At 71.7% G+C, this 16,777-nt stretch carries 15 protein-coding genes; 7 read left to right on the top strand and 8 right to left on the bottom strand.

Annotation, left to right across the window (positions count from 1 at the left end):
• Nucleotides 1-612: 612 nt before the first annotated feature.
• Together LQ326_RS27075 and LQ326_RS27080 are read right to left on the bottom strand one after the other, a co-directional pair.
• Nucleotides 613-1,257: a response regulator transcription factor gene (locus LQ326_RS27075; RefSeq protein WP_234540618.1), complete on the bottom strand. Its 645-nt coding sequence runs from the start codon at nucleotides 1,255-1,257 to the stop codon at nucleotides 613-615.
• Entirely contained in the window at nucleotides 1,242-2,480 is a 1,239-nt protein-coding gene (locus LQ326_RS27080) for a sensor histidine kinase (RefSeq protein WP_234540620.1), read from the bottom strand. Before LQ326_RS27080 ends, LQ326_RS27075 begins: the two co-directional genes overlap by 16 nt.
• Nucleotides 2,481-2,897: 417 nt before the next feature.
• Here LQ326_RS27080 and LQ326_RS27085 point away from each other — a divergent pair, with 417 nt between their 5' ends.
• The 4 genes from LQ326_RS27085 to LQ326_RS27100 all read left to right on the top strand — a co-directional run bounded on the left by LQ326_RS27085 (nucleotide 2,898) and on the right by LQ326_RS27100 (nucleotide 8,413).
• Nucleotides 2,898-4,199: a serine hydrolase domain-containing protein gene (locus tag LQ326_RS27085; RefSeq protein ID WP_234540622.1), complete on the top strand. Its 1,302-nt coding sequence runs from the start codon at nucleotides 2,898-2,900 to the stop codon at nucleotides 4,197-4,199.
• Nucleotides 4,200-4,291: 92 nt separating this feature from the next.
• On the top strand, nucleotides 4,292-6,859 hold the full coding sequence (locus tag LQ326_RS27090) for an MMPL family transporter (RefSeq protein ID WP_234540623.1): 2,568 nt from the start codon (nucleotides 4,292-4,294) through the stop codon (nucleotides 6,857-6,859).
• A 529-nt stretch (nucleotides 6,860-7,388) separates the two neighbouring features.
• Nucleotides 7,389-8,210 (top strand): serine hydrolase domain-containing protein, encoded by an 822-nt coding sequence (locus LQ326_RS27095; RefSeq protein WP_234540970.1) that lies wholly within the window; start codon nucleotides 7,389-7,391, stop codon nucleotides 8,208-8,210.
• A complete protein-coding gene (locus LQ326_RS27100) occupies nucleotides 8,210-8,413 on the top strand; it encodes a hypothetical protein (RefSeq protein WP_234540629.1) in 204 nt (67 codons plus the stop codon). Before LQ326_RS27095 ends, LQ326_RS27100 begins: the two co-directional genes overlap by 1 nt.
• A gap of 114 nt (nucleotides 8,414-8,527) precedes the next feature.
• On the opposite strand, the gene LQ326_RS27105 is transcribed toward LQ326_RS27100, so the two are convergent.
• Nucleotides 8,528-8,740, bottom strand: a complete 213-nt coding sequence (locus LQ326_RS27105) for a hypothetical protein (RefSeq protein WP_234540631.1) — start codon at nucleotides 8,738-8,740, stop codon at nucleotides 8,528-8,530.
• An 18-nt stretch (nucleotides 8,741-8,758) separates the two neighbouring features.
• Nucleotides 8,759-9,730, bottom strand: coding sequence for a DUF6531 domain-containing protein (locus tag LQ326_RS27110; RefSeq protein WP_234540633.1), 972 nt, complete (start codon nucleotides 9,728-9,730; stop codon nucleotides 8,759-8,761).
• A gap of 63 nt (nucleotides 9,731-9,793) precedes the next feature.
• Here LQ326_RS27110 and LQ326_RS27115 point away from each other — a divergent pair, with 63 nt between their 5' ends.
• Nucleotides 9,794-10,225: a S8 family serine peptidase gene (locus LQ326_RS27115; RefSeq protein ID WP_268207607.1), complete on the top strand. Its 432-nt coding sequence runs from the start codon at nucleotides 9,794-9,796 to the stop codon at nucleotides 10,223-10,225.
• Between the two features lie 41 nt (nucleotides 10,226-10,266).
• On the top strand, nucleotides 10,267-10,830 hold the full coding sequence (locus LQ326_RS27120; RefSeq protein ID WP_234540637.1) for a type 1 periplasmic-binding domain-containing protein: 564 nt from the start codon (nucleotides 10,267-10,269) through the stop codon (nucleotides 10,828-10,830).
• 454 nt (nucleotides 10,831-11,284) lie between these two features.
• Here LQ326_RS27120 and tatA read toward each other — a convergent pair whose 3' ends face one another.
• The 3 genes from tatA to LQ326_RS27140 all read right to left on the bottom strand — a co-directional run bounded on the left by tatA (nucleotide 11,285) and on the right by LQ326_RS27140 (nucleotide 14,577).
• A complete protein-coding gene (gene tatA / locus LQ326_RS27130; protein WP_234540638.1) occupies nucleotides 11,285-11,557 on the bottom strand; it encodes a Sec-independent protein translocase subunit TatA in 273 nt (90 codons plus the stop codon).
• 127 nt (nucleotides 11,558-11,684) lie between these two features.
• The gene (gene mgtA, locus LQ326_RS27135) at nucleotides 11,685-14,225 is read right to left on the bottom strand and encodes a magnesium-translocating P-type ATPase (protein WP_234540640.1); all 2,541 of its coding nucleotides are present in this window, start codon (nucleotides 14,223-14,225) and stop codon (nucleotides 11,685-11,687) included.
• Nucleotides 14,215-14,577, bottom strand: coding sequence for an ArsR/SmtB family transcription factor (locus LQ326_RS27140; protein WP_234540641.1), 363 nt, complete (start codon nucleotides 14,575-14,577; stop codon nucleotides 14,215-14,217). Before LQ326_RS27140 ends, mgtA begins: the two co-directional genes overlap by 11 nt.
• A 182-nt stretch (nucleotides 14,578-14,759) precedes the next feature.
• On the opposite strand from LQ326_RS27140, the gene LQ326_RS27145 reads away from it, so the two are divergent.
• Nucleotides 14,760-15,215 carry a tellurite resistance TerB family protein gene (locus tag LQ326_RS27145; RefSeq protein WP_234540643.1) on the top strand — a complete coding sequence of 152 codons (456 nt, stop codon included), beginning with the start codon at nucleotides 14,760-14,762 and terminating at the stop codon, nucleotides 15,213-15,215.
• A gap of 83 nt (nucleotides 15,216-15,298) precedes the next feature.
• On the opposite strand, the gene LQ326_RS27150 is transcribed toward LQ326_RS27145, so the two are convergent.
• Nucleotides 15,299-16,744, bottom strand: a complete 1,446-nt coding sequence (locus LQ326_RS27150; protein WP_234540645.1) for an aromatic amino acid ammonia-lyase — start codon at nucleotides 16,742-16,744, stop codon at nucleotides 15,299-15,301.
• Nucleotides 16,745-16,777: the final 33 nt, after the last annotated feature.

Raw genomic sequence — 16,777 nt, forward strand, 5'->3', positions numbered from 1 at the left:
AGTTCGGCCTGCACGCTTCCGCGGGCGCCGGACCCGACAGATCGGCGTGGACGCCGGTTGAGTCGGCTGCGACGGCGGCGGTGCCACCGCTCCGTTCCTCCGTGCCGCTCGCCGAACGTGCGGCCAGACGGCGCGCCTCGAGCGCGCGGCGGTGGCCGTCCGGCGGCGTCCGGCGCTCCATCAGTACGGCGCGCCGCCGGGGCCGGGTCGGTGGCCGACGGAGGGGTGCAGATCCCCCAGCTGCTCGAACGCGACCCGGGCCGCCGAACGTCACCGGGGTGGCGCCGGCTTCAGCCTTACCGAAAGCTGTCCCTGACCGTCGAGGCCGCCGCCATCAAGCGCGGCGACACCGAACTTGCCGTCGCGCCGGCGGCCGCCGAACGCTCCGAAGACGAGCCCCCGGCGGCGCTGGGGGCAGGGCAGCCGCCGAGGACTTCATTCGTCGCCTGGGCTTTGATCGGCCGTGTGGCACGCGGCCTGACTCCCGTCCCGGGCTTCTCATTCACAGACACCGGGCAGCCAACAAGATGAAGTCAACCCGTCGGCTTCCGGATCTGGTCAGCCCAGAGCTTGGCGGCTGGCCGACTGTGAGTCAGGTCAGTTGTATTGGGCTCAGCCTTCGAGGTACGCGAGGACGGCGAGGATCCGGCGGTTGTCGTTCTCGGAGGGTTCGAGCCCGAGTTTGGTGAAGATTTTATAGCTGTGCTTACTGACGGCTTTTTCGGAGACGAACATCTGGGCGGCGATGGCGGCGTTGGAGCGGCCCTGGGCCATCAGTGAGAGGACCTCGTGCTCGCGCGGGGTCAGTGCCAGTAGCTGAGGGTCGGCCGAGCGGTGGGTCAGGAGGGCGGCGACCACGTCGGGGTCCATGATCGTGTTGCCTGCGGCGACCTGCCGGACGGTGTCGACGAATTGGCCGACGGCCATGACCCGGTCTTTCAGCAGGTAGCCGACCGCTCCGGCACGGTCGGAGATCAGCTCTCTGGCGTAGAGCTGCTCGACGTACTGGGAGAGCACCACGATGGGCAGGCCGGGGAGCTGTTTTCGTGCGTGGATCGCGGCGCGCAGGCCCTCGTCGGTGAAGGTCGGGGGCAGGCGTACGTCGACGATGGCGACGTCGGGCCGGTGGGTGGTCAGCGCCTGGATGAGTGAGGGGCCGTTGTCGACGGCCGCCACGACGTCGAAGGCGTTGGCCTGGAGGATCTTGATCAGGCCCTCGCGGAGCAGGGCGAGATCCTCGGCTACGACGATGCGCACGGCAAGGACATCCTTATCTCGGTGGGGCCGCCGGGCGGGCTGTCGACGGTCAGGTTGCCGTCGAAGGCGGCGAGGCGGCGGGCGATGCCGCGCAGACCGGTGCCGGCGTCGACGTCGGCGCCCCCGTGGCCGTCGTCGGACACCCGCATCGTCAGTATTCCGGCGCTGCCGCCCGGGTGGGGGGTGAACTCCACCTCGATGTGGATGCTGCGGGCCCCGGCGTGTTTGATGGCGTTGGACAGGGCCTCGGTGACGGCGAAGTAGGCTGCGGCCTCCACTGGTGCGGGCAGCCGTCCGGGCAGGCGGGTCACCACGGTGGTCGGAGTGGGGTTGACCAGAGCCAGGGCTCGTAGCGCACCGTCCAGGCCGCGGTCCGCCAGGACCGGCGGATGGATACCGCGCACCAGGTCGCGCAGTTCCGCCAGGGCGTCGGTGGTCGCCTCGCGGGCTTCGGCCAGCATCCGCTGGACGGCTTGCGGATCGTCGTGCAGCATCTGCTCGGCCAGGCCCAGGCTCATCCCCAGGGACACCAGACGCGCCTGCGCGCCGTCGTGCAGATCCCGTTCGATCCGGCGCAGTTCCCCTGCCTGGGTGTCGACCGTCTCGGCTCGCGAGGTTGCCAACTGCTGCACACGAGCCCGAAGCCGTGCCTGCTCGGTCGGGCCGAGCAGGGAGCGGATCAGCAGCGCGTTGAGGTTCGCCAGACGCACGGCGGTGGTGTACCAGAGCGCGAGGAGCACCGGGCCGAGCGGGACCAGTGCGAACGACTGCTGGACGCTGCGCAGGCGGAAGCCGTTGCCCAAGGGGGTTCGCAGGACCTGTGGCGGGGTCAGTTCATAGAGCAGGGGATAGATCAGGTAGAAGATGCCACAGAGGAAGAGGAGGAGCGACAGTCCGTAGGTGAACCACCCGGTGACCGAGTTGACCACCAGCCAGGCCCAGTCCCGCCAGGTCGCCGGGTCGCGCAGGACGGCCCAGAACCGCATGGGCCAGCGGCCTTCGGGAGCAGGCGCGTAGGGCCGGGCCACCGGTTCGCCGAGGCGGTCGGCGGCCCACTGGCGGTGCAGGTCGGCGAACCAGCGCACCAGGACGGTCGCCAGCAGGGTCAGTGGGATGGTGACGCCGAGCGCGACGAGCGCCACCGAGGTGATCCAGAGTGTGGCCAGGCCGAAGCCCAGGGCCGCGCCCAGCAGCAGCACCAGCGACCAGCCCAGCAGACCCACCCGCAAAGCCGGTCCGGAGCGCGTTGCGCGACGGTGGCGTCGGCCGGGGCCGAGGGCATCCGGGCGGGTCCCTGGGGGCGGGGCCCCGGTGGGGAGGCGAGTCGCGCTGGGATCGGTCATCACGCTCCATGATCGTGCACCAGTGGCGGGGTGACCAGCGCACTGGTCACCGTCGGGTCGTGTGCCGTAAGCAACGGCCGGACCTCGATCATGACCGTCGGCCGGGGGCCTGCACAGTGGGGTTATCTCTACCCCCTGGGGGGCTCAGCCCCAGTGATCAGCTGCGTCTGCCGAGAAAGGCTGGAGGGGCAGACAGGACGTCGCCGGGAAGCACCGCCGCCCATCGATGGCCTGCATTCATACGCCGGTGCCGGACGAGCCCGAGGCCGGCCCCCTCTCGTCCTGGAAGGACCTCTCATGACCGGAGAAACGCTGTCCCCCCGTCACCGTCGCCAGGCGGGCCTGACGCTCCTCGCGGCCGTGATGTTGACCGGCACTCTCAGCGCGTGCGGCGCGGAGGCGGCCCAGCGGCCGCCCGTTTCGGCAGCGGCCGCGAACACCGGCGCGGTCGCTGCGCAACAGGCCCGGCTGACCGAGCTGGCCCGCAAGGACGTGGCCGCCGGAGCTCCAGGGGTGATCGTCCGCGTCGACAAGGGGCAGGGACGGCCGATCGAGATCGCCCGGCAGGCGTCCTGGAGCAGGGCCGACCACACCCTCACCCCGAGTGACAGGTTCCGGATGGGCTCGAACACTAAGACGATGGTCGCCACCGTCGTCCTGCAACTGGTCGCTGAAGACCGGCTCAAGCTGAGCGACCCGGTCGACAAGTGGCTGCCCGGCCTGGTCCCGAACGGGGACGCGATCACCATCCGGATGCTGCTGAACCACACCAGCGGCCTGTTCAACTACACCACCGACGCCGATGTGTTCCCGGCGTTCACCGGCCAGGACACCAGGGTCTGGACGCCCCGGGAACTGATCGCCACCGCGGTCCGCCACGACCCGCTGTTCGCACCGGGTACGGACTACTCCTACAGCAACACCAACTACGTCGCGCTCGGCCTGATCGCCGAGAAGGCGGCCGGGCACACCCTGGGCGATCTGATCCAGCAGCGCATCGCCCGTCCGCTCCACCTGAAGAACACCTACCTGGTCACCGGCACGGACACCGACAAGTCTGCTGCCCTCGCCCACGGTTACGAACCGGACGCCGAACGCCTGGCTCCGCTGCTCCCCCCGTACGCGCCGGCCGGCACCGCGTTCGCCGGCCCGGCCCGGTCTGCTGACTACGTCGACACCACCTGGATCAACGCCAGCACGGAGTGGGCTGCCGGAGCCATGGTCTCCACCGCACGGGACTGGGCCCGCTTCGACCGTGCGCTGCTGTCCGGCAAGCTCCTGCCGGCTGCCCTGCTCAAGGAGATGAAGACCACCGTCGCCGAGGAGTCCGAATTCCCCAACCGCCGCTACGGGCTCGGCCTGGAGAAGGTGGTCACCCCGTGCGGCACCGTCTGGGGCCACAACGGCCAGGTCCCGGGCTACTCCAGCGAGAACTACACCGACGCCACCGGCCGGCGCACAGCCTCGGTCCTCACCTCCACGATCTTTGGCCTCGCCTCGCCGAAGGCCGCCGCCGCCAACCAGGCCCTGGTGAACGCCGCCGTGTGCACCACGCTCGACAAGCCCATCCCCGCCAAGCCCGCGTCCCCGGCCAACTGACCCCGGCTCCGCCCACGGCTCGCCCGTCGGCCGAGCCGTCCTTTCCCGCTTCCCGCTTCCCGCTTCCCGAAGAGAAAAAGGGTTGTTCAGCCATGTCCGCACTGGCCAGATGGTGCTTCCGCCACCGCCTTGTCGTCATCGCCCTGTGGGCCGCGCTGCTGGTCGCGCTCGCCGTGCCGTACGCGATGCTCGGCACGAGCTACTCCAACGCCTTCACTCTGCCCGGGGCCGAGTCCGCCAAGGCACAGGTACTGCTCGAGTCGTCCGCACCCCAGCAGGCCGGGGACAGCGACCAGATCGTCGTACACGTGCGGGACGGCTCGGTCCGGGACGGCGCCGTGCACGAGAAGGTCACCCCGATGCTGGCCCAGGTCGCGAAACTGCCTTCGGTCACCTCGGTGACCAGCATGTACGGCTCCGCCGGAGCAGCGCAGATCAGCAAGGACGGCCACACCGCCTACGCGACGGTGACCTTCGATGCGCCGGCCGACCGCATACCCGTCGACGACATCACCCGCGTTGTCGACACCGCGAAAGCCGCAGGTGACGCGGACCTGCAGGTGGAGCTCGGCGGCGAGGCCGTCAGCGCCGTGGCCGAGGGACAGGCACAGAGCACCGAGGCCATCGGCGTCGCCGCCGCCGCCCTCATCCTGTTCGTCGCCTTCGGCTCCCTCCTGAGCATGCTCGTGCCTCTCCTCGTCGCGATCGGCGCACTCGGCGCCGGGCTGATCACCATCGGGCTGACCTCACACCTGATGACGTTGGGCAGCATCGCCCCCACGGTCGCGGCCCTCATCGGGCTCGGCGTCGGCATCGACTACGCGTTGTTCATCGTCAGCCGCCACCGGACCGGCCTGCAGGAGGGGCTGCCGCCCGAGGAGGCCGCCGCCCGCGCGCTCAACACCTCCGGGCGAGCGGTGGTCTTCGCTGGCCTGACCGTGGTGGCCGCGCTGCTGGGCCTGCTCGTGCTGGGCATCGGCCCCCTGACCGGCATGGGGGTCAGCGCCGCCACCGCCGTCCTGTTCACCGTCGCCGCGGCAGTGACCCTGGTGCCGGCCCTGCTCGCCCTCTTCGGCACCAGACTGCTCAACCGGCGCCAGCGCCGCGCCCTCGCTTCCCACACCCCAAGCGACGGTCATCCGCACGCGGAGCCCTCGCGCGCTACGCGCCGGCACCAGGGCCGGTGGGCCGAGCGGGTCGAACGCCGCAAGACGCTGTACACCCTCGGTGCGCTCCTGGTCATCGCCACCCTGTCTGTGCCTGCCTTCTCCCTGCGCCTGGGCGCCTCCGATGCCGGAAACGACCCGAAATCCAGTACCACCAGGGCCGCCTACGACCTGCTCGCCGACGGCTTCGGACCCGGCTCCAACGGTCCACTGGTCTTGGTGGCACAGCAGAACTCCCCCGGCGACACCTCCACTCTGAACGCCCTGGTCCGATCCGTACGACACACCCCCGGCGTGGCGTCAGTGAACGTCGAGCAGACCAGCGCGAAAGACGGCCTGTCCGTCATCGACGTGATTCCGGCCAGCGCGCCCCAGGACAAAGCGACCAGCACCCTGGTCACCCACCTGCGCGACAACGTCATTCCGGCCGCGGAACACGGCACCGACCTGACCGTCCACGTGGGCGGCCCGACAGCCGCCTCCGCCGACCTCGCCACCATCGTGACCGGCAAACTGCCGCTGTTCCTCGCCGTGATCGTCGGACTCGGCTTCCTGCTCCTCATGATCGCGTTCCGCAGCATCCTGGTGCCGCTGACCGCCGCCGTGATGAACCTGCTCGCCTCGGCCGCGTCCTTCGGAGTCGTCGTGGCCGTGTTCCAGTGGGGATGGGGCTCGGAGTTCCTCGGCCTGGGCAAGGCCGGACCGGTCGAGGCCGAACTGCCCCTGATCATGCTCGCGATCCTCTTCGGCCTCTCCATGGACTACCAGGTCTTCCTGGTCAGCCGCATGCACGAGGAGTGGGAGCACAGTCGCGACAATCACCGGGCGATCCGGATCGGCCAGGCCGAGACCGGCCGGCTGATCAACGCGGCCGCGCTGATCATGATCTGCGTGTTCAGCGCCTTCGTCTTCGGCGGCGAGCGGGTCATCGCCGAGTACGGGGTGGGACTGGCCGCAGCGGTCGCCATTGATGCGTTCGTCCTGCGCACCGTCCTGGTCCCCGCACTGATGCACCTGCTGGGCCCGGCGAACTGGTGGCTGCCCGGCTGGCTGGACCGGATCCTGCCGAAACTGTCCATCGAGAGCGCCACGGCCCCTACGGCTCCCGTGCCCGTACCGGTGATCGCGCCTTCAGCTGCCGAGGCGGCACTGCATCGTTTGGCGACGCAGACCGCGGCGCAGCCATCGGCACCGGACCGAGTCCACGTGACACGGGCATCACGCAAGGCAACCGAACCACGCGCCCCGAAGTCGGTCGGCGTCGCATATCTGTGGTGGTTCTTCCTCGGCTTGTTCGGCGGCCACCACTTCTACCTCGGCCGGACCGCCCTCGGACTGCTCTACCTGTTCACCCTCGGCCTGTGCGGCCTGGGCTGGCTCGCCGACATGGTCACTCTGCCCCGCCAGACCCACCGCGCCAATGCCGGTAACGGACCGCAGGTGTCCCCAGAACGGGACTTGACCGGTACAAACGTCACGAGCGAACGAGTGTAAGCCCGATGTTCGAGGACAAGCACTACCGATGCGAGTCGCCCGCCGCAGGATGACCGGAAAACCCTGCTCGTCCTCGACGCCGAGGATCACACCCGCACACGGCCACCTGCCCACTGATCCGGTCCGCGTATGAAATGGGCCGACCCCCGCCGCACACCTGAGGCCATCGCATTCAGAAAGACAGCGCCGCGGACAGACAATCCGTCCGCCGCCATCTCGAAGAGCGCGGCACGCATTGCGACCAAGAAATGACCGGCTATGCCCTGGTGGGCAACGGCAGCATGTTTCGCAGTTCAGTCCAGCAGGCCAGGGCCTCCCGGTGGTTACGCGCAGTGGCCTCGGCCGCGTTGGCGAAGGCCGGTAACCAGGCGGCAATGCCAAACCACACGTGCACCCGGGTGGGATACCCCCGATAACCGAACTGTCGGCCACACCGTGGGACGCGGCCGCTTCTACCTGACGTCGCGAACAACACCGCAGGAGCGGCGTCAGATTTTCGCTCATCCCAGAGGAAGGGAACTTGTACCTCGTGACACTCAGCGCCAAGACCATCTCTCGCGTTACTGCCGCGGCAGTCGTGGCCGCCCTGACCGGCGTAGGACTTGCCATGCCCGCCGAGGCGGCCTCCACGAAGCAGGCGGCATCCGGCGCCGCGAGCCAGGCAGCGAGTACCTCGAAGCCGGGACAGGACACGCTACGGGAGAACGTGCAGACGATCCTCAAGACCGGGTCGGTCGGCGTCCTGGCTCAGTCGACCGGTCCGCGAGGGAGCAGTTACGCCACTGCCGGAACGGCCGACAGGACGACGGGGGTCGCCGTGCGCCCGGGCGACCGCTTCCGTGCCGGCAGCGTCACCAAGACGTTCGTCGCCACGGTGGTGCTGCAGCTCGTCGGCGAGGGCCGCCTGTCGCTGGACGACAGTGTCGAGCACTGGCTGCCAGGGGTGGTGTCCGGCAACGGCAACGACGGCAGCAGGATCACCGTACGGCAGTTGCTGCAGCACACCAGCGGGTTGTTCGACTACCTCTCCGACTTCCCCGAGATCAGCAGCGTGGACGGCTTCCAGGCCTACCGGCACACCACCTGGAAGCAGGAGCAGCTCGTGAAGATCGCGATGCGGCACAAGCCGAACTTCTCCCCCGGCGCCAAATCGGAGTACTCCAACACCAACTACATCCTCACCGGAATGATCATCAAGAAGGCCACAGGACGCAGCTGGCAGCAGGAGGTAACGGCCCGCTTTCTGGGCGGCAGGCTGCTGCGTTCGGCGCAGCTGGCCGAAATGAAGACGACCGTACGGGCTCCGGACCTGGACATTTTGGGGCCGGCGCCAGTTACGGCCTGGGTCTGATGCGGATACCCCTGCCCTGCGGGGGCGCGTACTACAGCCACGCGGGCGACCTCACCGGCTACCACACCCGCGACGCAAGCAGCGCCGACGGGCGACGCGTCGTAGTCGTGCACACAACCGGTGATGACGCGGCCGACCTCTCCACCGAACAGGCACGGAACACCCTGATCGCCCAAGAACTCTGCGCCTCCAACCGGAAGTAGCAGCAGGCTCGAAACCGTCCGGCTGCGCGGCTGGAACCAGAATGTCGCAAGCCGCGCAGCCGGGACAGACTGCGCAGCGGTTGCTCTCCAGGCCGGACGCGAAGACTGCGGCCCTCAGCTGGTGACCTGCGGACGCGCGGGGTTGCGGTAGTGGACGGTGCTGTGGGCACAGTGCCCGGTGAGCAGGTCCTGCAGTTCGCCGACGGCGGCCTTCACGAGGTGTCCGCCGCGAGCGGCGTGCAGGGGTTCCAGGACGAAGGCGATGTGGGTGGAGTTTTCGGTGACGCGGGTGCGGTGGCAGCATCTCGACTGCGTACCCCCGGGCATCGACCCCGCCTCAAGGCGTCACAGAAGAAATGCCGTCGGCCGTTCCATCGCTGCACCAGGCGGAGGCGGTAGGGGTCTCGGCCAAGTCGGCAAAGAAGCCGTACGTCCACGGGTTGCGGGTGGCGGCGAACAGGCCAGGCTTGGAGGTGACCTTGTCAACGTGCGGGACGTTCTTGACGGTGCCGTCCGAGGCGGTGACCTGCTGGACGCCCCAGGTGAGCTGGAGCGTGACGCCCATGTTGCCCGGGGTGAAGTCACCGTTGTTGTAGCCGTTGTCCTGGTCGGCTCCTCGGGTTTGACGATGCTGCCGTCCGGAAGGGTGAGGGTGACGGACAGCCATTGGACGTCCGGGCCGTGACCATTGCGGTTGCCGTACTGGGTCAGACCCCAGTAGGTCTGGCCGGTGACCGGATCGGTGTTCTGGTCCTGGAAGAAGTACCGCGTGCCCGACTTCTCCGTCAGCATGAAGCCGGAGGTGCCGTACCCGGACGCCGGCGCGGACAGGACGGCGTAGTCGCCGGCCGGTGGGCTGTAGGTGCCGTCGCCGTTCGCGCCGAACCGTTTCTGTCGGCCGTCGGCCAGGGTGATCACGACGTTGCCGGAACCGTCCGCGTCCTCGGTGGCGCGCATGTCCAGCAATGACGACCAGCCCGCGCCGAACGCCTTGAAGACGCCGGGGTCGAGGCTGTTGTAGGTGCGCTGGACGCTGAGCGTCGGGCCGTCGGACGGGCCAGGGATGGTCGCGTCGGTGGTCTGCGTCGAGTAGTCGCCGAGTTGCGGGTCGACACCCTTGACGGTCGCGTCGTACGGGGCCGCGCCGAGGTGCGCGGTGACCAGCGGCTGGCGCGCGGCCGGGATGGTGAAGTAGTCGGGCGCGGACCACAGCGAGGCGGCGTTGCCGTCCCTGACCTGGGCGGTCCAGTAGAACGTCCTGCCGTAGGCGAGCTTGCCGGCCGGGACGGTCCACAGCGGCGTGGTCAGCGAACCCACGTCTCCGGCAGCACCCGCGACGGCGGGTTCTGGTCCTCCGGTGAGTCGGGTTCCTATGTCGCGCTGGCCGCCCCGGCAGTGGACATCTTCTCCACGCGGAACAGCGGCGGCTACCTCACCAAGGACGGAACCAGCTATTCCGCTCCCTATGTGTCCGCCGCTGCCGCCCTGCTGCGCGCCGCCCACCCGTCGGAAAGCGCCGGGCAGATCATCTCCCGGCTCATCGGCACCGCCGACCGCCCCGGCGGGGGTTCCGGCCGTGACGACCGCTTCGGCTACGGCATCGTCGATCCCCTCAAGGCCCTGGGCGCACCGGTTCCGGCGGCCACCGCGAATCCGCTGCTCACCGCCGCCGGGGACGGCACCCCGAAGGCGGCCGGCGCGACGGGCGGCACTTCCGGCGTGACCGTCGCGGTGATCAGCGCCGTGGCGGTCGTGGCCGCCGCCGGGGCGGGCGGCCTCCTCGTCCGCCGCCGCTTCCGTCGTCGTACGTGATCCCCAGGTCCCACGCGATCCCCAGGAGGAACCCGATCAGCATGCGGCTCCCGGCTCCCACCGCACGCCTTCTCCGCCGCTTCGCCACTCTGGCGCGCGGCCACCCGGTCATCGCGGCGGCCACGGCCGCCGTCCTCGTGGCGGTCCTGTCGCTCACCGTGCTGCTCGCCGGAGACCGGAGCGCCCGGCCCCGGGCCGCCAACGTCTCCCGCAACTTCCGGGCCTGCCTGCTCGTCTCGCCCGCGGGCGCCACGGACACCCGGCTCAGCCAGGCGTCCTGGCAGGGCATGCAGGACGCGGCGCGCTCCGGCGGGGTCAACGCCCAGCGTTTCCCGACCCCCACCATCGACGCCAAGGCCGCGCTGCCGTACTTCAACGGCGCCGTGCAGCACCACTGCGAGCTCATCGTCACCGTCGGCACCGGCATGAGACCCGCGACCGAGGCCGCGGCACGCGCCAACCCGCACCAGGAGTTCGTGATCGTCGGCGCCGGCTCGGCACGCCCGCACATCTCGGCCATCACCGCGCCCGACGACCCCGCGAAGGAACAGGCCGGGAAGGAACTGGCCGACAGGGTCAGCGCGTTCATCACGGCCCGGAGCTGACGGCCCGGAGCCGGTCCGGCGACGCGCCGGAGCCGGCCCGGCGGCGCCGTCCGTGCGCCGGGGCGGAGTGATGTGGCCGCCGGTCCGTGGGATCGGTGGTCTTCAGACCCGCGGGCCGAAGGGCCGGAACCGTGCCCGGCGGCAGCACCGCGGCCAACGCCGCACCCGGGCGGCGGACGGCGGACGGCGGACCGGATCAGCACGTCCGGGCCGCCGTCTCGAAGGCGGCCCGGGGCCGGAACCCGGGCTTCGGCACAGGCCCGTTCGAGTACGCCGCGTCGGCCGGTGCCGCGCGGCAGGCTGATCAGCGGGCGGTCGCGGAGCCGGGCAGCCGCCGACGCGCCCTGCCAAACGCCACGTGACGCACCGCCGTCCCACGCGACCAGCCCGGGACACCCCCGGACCGGTCACGCCGTACGCACCACGGCCCCGCGGGGTACCCGACCGGTTGGCGTCAGCTCGTCGCGACGGTCGGCTCGGCGGCCGGCTTGGGCTCCGGCTGCACGGTGGCCGCGGCCGGCTCCGCCGCCATCTGCACCGACGTCGGCTCCACCGGCGCCGCCGCCACCGTGTCGTCGGCCTTCATGGCCTTCGCCTCGCTCTTGAGGATGCGCATCGACTTGCCCAGGGCACGGGCGGTGTCGGGCAGTTTCCGGGAACCGAAGAGCACGATGAAGACGATCGCGACGACCAGCAGGTGCCAGGGTTCGAGTCCGTTGCGGAGCATGACCGCCCCTCCCTCTCTCACGTTTTTCCGTGCCGACGGAGGGTGCTTCACGCGCCCCGGCCCGGCAGTGACGATTGCTACGTTGCGCAACTGTACAACCCACGGGGAAAGGTGGCCGTGACCGGCGCTACGACCGGCCCGGCCGCCACCGGTCATGGCGGGCCCGCACCGCCCGCAGCGCCAGGGCGTACAGCCCGAGGACGGCGGCCAGCAGCGCGTGGTAGGCGGGCGGCAGCCCGGTCATGCCCAGGGCCGCGCCCACCGGGCCGGACGGGAGCAGCAGGCCGACGGCGGCGAGGGCGGCGGCGGCCCGGCCGACGGGCCCGGGGCGGGTGCCGCCGCGCAGCAGGAACATCACCAGGGCCTGGGTGAGCAGGTTCTCGGTGAACCAGGCGGAGTGGAAGACCGCCTGGTCGTCGAGGGCGTCGGGGCCGCGCAGGGCGAGCGCGAGAACGCCGAAGGTGGCGAGGTCGGCGATCGCGTTGAGCATCCCGAAGCCGGTGATGAACCGCAGGAAGGCACGTGGCCGCAGCACGGTCGGGCGGCGCAGTGCCGCGGGGCCGGGGCGGTCGTACGCGAAGGCGAGCTGGGCGGCGTCGAAGCAGAGGTTCTGGGCGAGCACTTGGACCGGGAGCATCGGCAGGAAGGGCAGGAGCAGACCGGCGCAGAGCATCGCGATGACGTTGCCGAGGTTGGAGGAGAGGGTGACCCGTAGATACGCGGCGATGTTGGCGCTGCTGTGCCGGCCGGCGGTGACGGCGTGCCCGATCGCGCCGAGGTCCTTCTCGGCCAGCACCACGTCGGCGGTCTCCCGGGCGAGGTCCACGGCGGTGCGGGGCGCGATCCCGACGTCGGCCGCGCGCAGGGCCGGGATGTCGTTGACCCCGTCCCCGAGGAACCCGACGGTGTGACCGGCGGCGCGCAGCCCGGCGACGATCCGCGCCTTGTCCTCGGGGGTGCAGCGGGCGACGACGACGGACTCGCGAACCGGACCGGCGCCCTCCGGAGCCGGCCCGTCCGCCGAACGCGGCCCGTCCGCCGCCGTTCCCGCCTCGGCGGTCGGCAGTCCCAGGTCCCGGCAGGCCCGCACGGCGGTGGCCGGGTGGTCGCCGGTCAGGATCCGGATCGAGACGCCGAGGTCGGCCAGGCCGCGCAGCGCCTCGGCGGCGCCGGGGGCGAGGGCGTCGCGGAAGGTGACCAGGCCGCGGAAGACGAGGCCGTGTTCGTCGGCGGCCGTGTAGGGGCGGGTGCGGGCCGGGAGCCGGGCGGTGGCCACGGCCAGCACGCGCAGCCCGGCCTCGGCCTCACCGGCGGCGAGGGCGAGGAGACGGCCGCGTTCGGCGGGGCCGAGGTCGCAGCGGCGCAGTACGTCCTCGGCGGCGCCCTTGGTGACGAGGACATGGGTGCCGAGGGTGCCGGCCACGACGGCGGTGGCGGCGCGCCGCTCGGGGTCGAAGGGGACGGCGCCGACGCCGTCGTACTCCTCCCCCACCGGTCCGGCGGCCGTGAGCAGGGCTTCGTCGAGGGCGTCGGGGGCGGGCAGCTCGGCGAGTTGCAGGGTCCACCAGGCGCCGACGGCCGCCCAGCGCAGCACCTCGGGGTCGTCGGCGCCGTCGGGTCCGAGGGCGCGGTCGACGACGGGCCGGTCCTGGGTGAGGGTGCCGGTCTTGTCGATGCAGAGCACGTCGACCGCGCCGAGGTCGTGCAGCGCGGGCAGCCGCCGTACGACGACCCGGTGGGCGCGGGCCAGCAGTGCGGCGCCCCGGGCCAGGCAGGTGGTGACGATCACCGGAAGCATCTCGGGGGTGAGCCCGACGGCCACCGCGACCGCGAAGGGCAGCGTCTCCAGTCCGCGGCCGCGCAGGGCGGCGTTGGCCATGAGGACCAGCGGCGGAGTGAGCAGCATGAACCGGATGAGCACCCAGGAGATGCCGTGCACGGACCGGTCGAAGGCGCTCGCCTCCCGCGGCGCGGCCGCGCCCTGCGCGACGGCGAACCGGGTCCGCCGCCCCGTCTCCACGACCACCGCCGTGGCACTGCCCGAGGCGACCGCGCTGCCCTGGAAACAGAGGTACGGCTCCTGGAAGGGACCGTCGGCGGCGCTCCCGGGGACGTCGACCGCCGTCTTGGCGACGGGCTCCGACTCGCCGGTGAGCACGGCCTGGTGCACGGTCAGCCCACGGGCGCGCAGCAGTCGTACGTCGGCCGGGACCAGGTCGCCGGGTCCGAGCCGGACGACGTCGCCGGGCACCAGTTCGGCGACCGGCACCTCCCGGGCTCGCGGCGGTGCGTCCTCGCCGCTGCGGCGCAGCACGGTCGCGGTGCCGGCGACGAGCGCGCGCAGACCGGCCAGGGCCCGGTCGGCCCGGTGTTCGCCGAGGGCGCGGAGCGCGGCGCTGACCGCCACCAGGGCGAGGATCACGACGGCCGTGCCCCAGGAGGCGACGAGGGCGGAGACCAGGCCGAGGGTGAGGAGGACGGCGGTGAAGGGGTCGCGCAGGGCGCGGGCGCAGCGCAGCGGCCAGGAGACGGTGTGCGGGCGGGGCGGGGTGTTCTCGCCGAGGTCGGTGAGGCGGGACGCGGCCTCGGCCTCGGTCAGCCCGCGCGGTCCGGTGTCCAGTCGGCGCAGCACCTGCAGCGAGGTGGCGGCCTCGCCGTCACAGCCCATGGAGCCGTCGGGGGGCCGGGAGCCCGGCGTCGGTGGTGCGTGCGGTGAGGCGGCCGACGAGCAGGCGTACCACGTCGACGACGTCGGGGTCGTCGACCAGGTACACCTGGCGGCGGCCCTCCCGGCGGGAGCGGACGAGGCCGGCGAGCTTCAGCTTGGTGAGGTGCTGGCTGACGGCGGGCAGCGCGCCGCCGACCCGCTCGGCGAGGCCCGTGACATCGCTCTCGCCCTGGGCCAGCGCCCAGACGATGTGCAGCCGGGCGGGCGAGGCGAGCAGCCCGAAGGCCGCGGCCGCCTCCGTGAGCACGTCCGCGGTGGGGTCCTCGCGGCCGCTGCCGGGCACCGTCGCCACCGTCGTGGTCCTCCTGTCCACCGCGGCGGGGGCCCGTCGCGGATCGGGTCGAAGCGGCCCGTCGCGGGCCGGAGGGACAGTTTAGGACGCGGGAACTTATCGGCCGCCGCGCAGGTTTCTACGGTGTTGTAGAAGTAATTTCCTGGCAAGCAGGTCTCGTACCGACCGAGGAGTGAGTGCGCATGGCCCTGTGGGACCGCGTCAAGGAGTCCGCGACGCAGATGCAGACCCAGCTCGTTTCGAAGAAGAACGACCTGAAGAGCGGTGCGTTCCGCGACGCGAGCATGGCGATGTGCGCGCTCGTGGCCGCCGCCGACGGCACGATCGACCCGGCCGAGCGCCAGCGGGTCGCCCAGCTCATCTCGACCAACGAGGTGCTGCAGAACTTCCCGGCGGACGACCTGCGCCGCCGCTTCGAGGAGAACCTGAACAAGCTGACCACCGACTTCGCCTTCGGCAAGGTGAGCGTGCTCCAGGAGGTCGCCAAGGCGAAGAAGAAGCCGGCCGAGGCGCGTGCCGTCATCCAGATCGGCATCGTGATCGGCGGCGCCGACGGCGACTTCGACAAGACCGAGCAGGCCGTGGTCCGCGAGGCGTGCTACACCCTGGACCTGCCGCCGCACGAGTTCGACCTCTGACCGGAGCGGGAGCCGGGGCCGGCGGGAGCGGGGGCTGAGACGGCTCACCCCCGCCGGCCCGTGGCCCGGCCGAGCGGGACTGCTCAGACGTCGGCCAGGAGGGGCAGTAGCGCCGTCGCCGCCGTCACGTCTGCCGTCAGCGTGCGGTCCTCCATGTCCCTGGGCAGAGCTGCCGCGGCCACTGTGAAAGCGGGCACCGCCGGCTCCACCGGGCCCAGCCGCAACGCCCGGACCGCCACCACCAGTTCGCAGGCCAGGACCACCGCGTAGGCCTCCGCCGCCCGTTCGGCCTGTTTCGCCGCCTGGCCCGCGAAGCTCGCCGCCTCCTCCAGACCGTGGGAGAGCACGGTGTGGCCGGCCGACGCGGGGGTGGCGCTGGAACGGAGTTCCGCGAGGGCCGAGTTGGCGGTGTACTCCAGGATCATCGTGCCGGAGCTGCTCTCCGGGCCCGCGGTCAGGAAGGCGGGCAGGCCCGTGAGGTCGGCGCGGGTCAGGGCCTGGAGGCGCGCGGCGGAGAGCTGGGCGGTCTGGAGGAGGGCGAGGTCGAGGCCGTCCAGGGCCAGGGCGAGCGGGGCCGCGAAGAAGCCGCCGTGGTGGTAGAGGTTGCCGTCGGGGGCCAGGACGGGGTTCTCGGTGGCGCAGTTGATCTCCGTCTCGATGATGCGGCGGAGGGCGTCGGCGGCCTCCAGGGCCGCGCCGTGCACCTGCGGGAAGGCACGGAAGCCGTAGGGGTCCTGGATGCGGCGGCCGGTGGTGACCGGGCGGTCGGGCATCGCCAGCAGGCGTCGTATCTCCGCCGCCGCCCTGGCCGGGCCGGGGTAGGGACGCAGGGCGTGCACCTCGGGGGCGTAGGCCTCCGGGGAGCCGGAGACGGCGGCCAGGGAGAGGGCGGCCACCGCGTGGGTGGCCCGCAGCAGGACGTCCAGGTCGTGGCAGACCAGGGCGGCCCGGCCCAGGGCGAGGGCGTTGCTGCTGAGCAGGGCGAGCGAGTCGCCCGGGTGCAGGGTGACCGGGGCGGGCAGTTCGGCGTCGGGGGACGCCGTGAGCCAGGGGCGTTCACCGATCAGGGTCAGGCCGGTCTGGGCCAGGGCGGTGAGGTCGCCGGTGCCGACACCGCCGTACTCGTTGACGGCGGGATGCACGCCGAGACGCAGGGCGTCGGTCAGCGCGGTGACGAAGGAAGGGTGGATGCCGGAGCCGGCGGCGAGCAGCTGGTTGGCGCGGACGGCCATCAGCGCGCGGGTCTGACGGGCCGGCAGCAGCGGTCCGGCGCCGCCGGCGTGGCTGCGCAGCAGGCGCAGGGTGTGACCGGCCGCGTCGGACGGGTCGACGGTGACGGAGCGGTGGGCGCCCACGCCGGTGCCGCGGCCGTACCAACGCCCCTGTGCGGCGAGGCGGTCGGCACTCTCGTGGGCACGGCGGACCCTCTCGAGCGCCTCGGGCGGCACGACGGGACCGGCAACGGCGTCGGCGAGCCGGACGAGTCCGGTCAGGCCGAGGCCGTTGCCGTCGAGTACGACACGGTCCAAGGAAGGTCCAGGGAGAGCCGAGGAGGGCCGGGG

It is taken from the genome of Streptomyces shenzhenensis (assembly GCF_021462265.1).
Lineage (GTDB): Bacteria > Actinomycetota > Actinomycetes > Streptomycetales > Streptomycetaceae > Streptomyces > Streptomyces shenzhenensis.

Coding starts and splice junctions, on each gene's coding strand:
- LQ326_RS27085 (WP_234540622.1), top strand. CDS start 2,898: ATGACCGGAGAAACGCTGTCCCCCCGTCACCGTCGCCAGGCGGGCCTG.
- LQ326_RS27100 (WP_234540629.1), top strand. CDS start 8,210: ATGCGGATACCCCTGCCCTGCGGGGGCGCGTACTACAGCCACGCGGGC.
- LQ326_RS27105 (WP_234540631.1), bottom strand. CDS start 8,740: ATGCCCGGGGGTACGCAGTCGAGATGCTGCCACCGCACCCGCGTCACC.
- LQ326_RS27120 (WP_234540637.1), top strand. CDS start 10,267: ATGCGGCTCCCGGCTCCCACCGCACGCCTTCTCCGCCGCTTCGCCACT.
- LQ326_RS27145 (WP_234540643.1), top strand. CDS start 14,760: ATGGCCCTGTGGGACCGCGTCAAGGAGTCCGCGACGCAGATGCAGACC.
- LQ326_RS27090 (WP_234540623.1), top strand. CDS start 4,292: ATGTCCGCACTGGCCAGATGGTGCTTCCGCCACCGCCTTGTCGTCATC.
- tatA (WP_234540638.1), bottom strand. CDS start 11,557: ATGCTCCGCAACGGACTCGAACCCTGGCACCTGCTGGTCGTCGCGATC.
- mgtA (WP_234540640.1), bottom strand. CDS start 14,225: ATGGGCTGTGACGGCGAGGCCGCCACCTCGCTGCAGGTGCTGCGCCGA.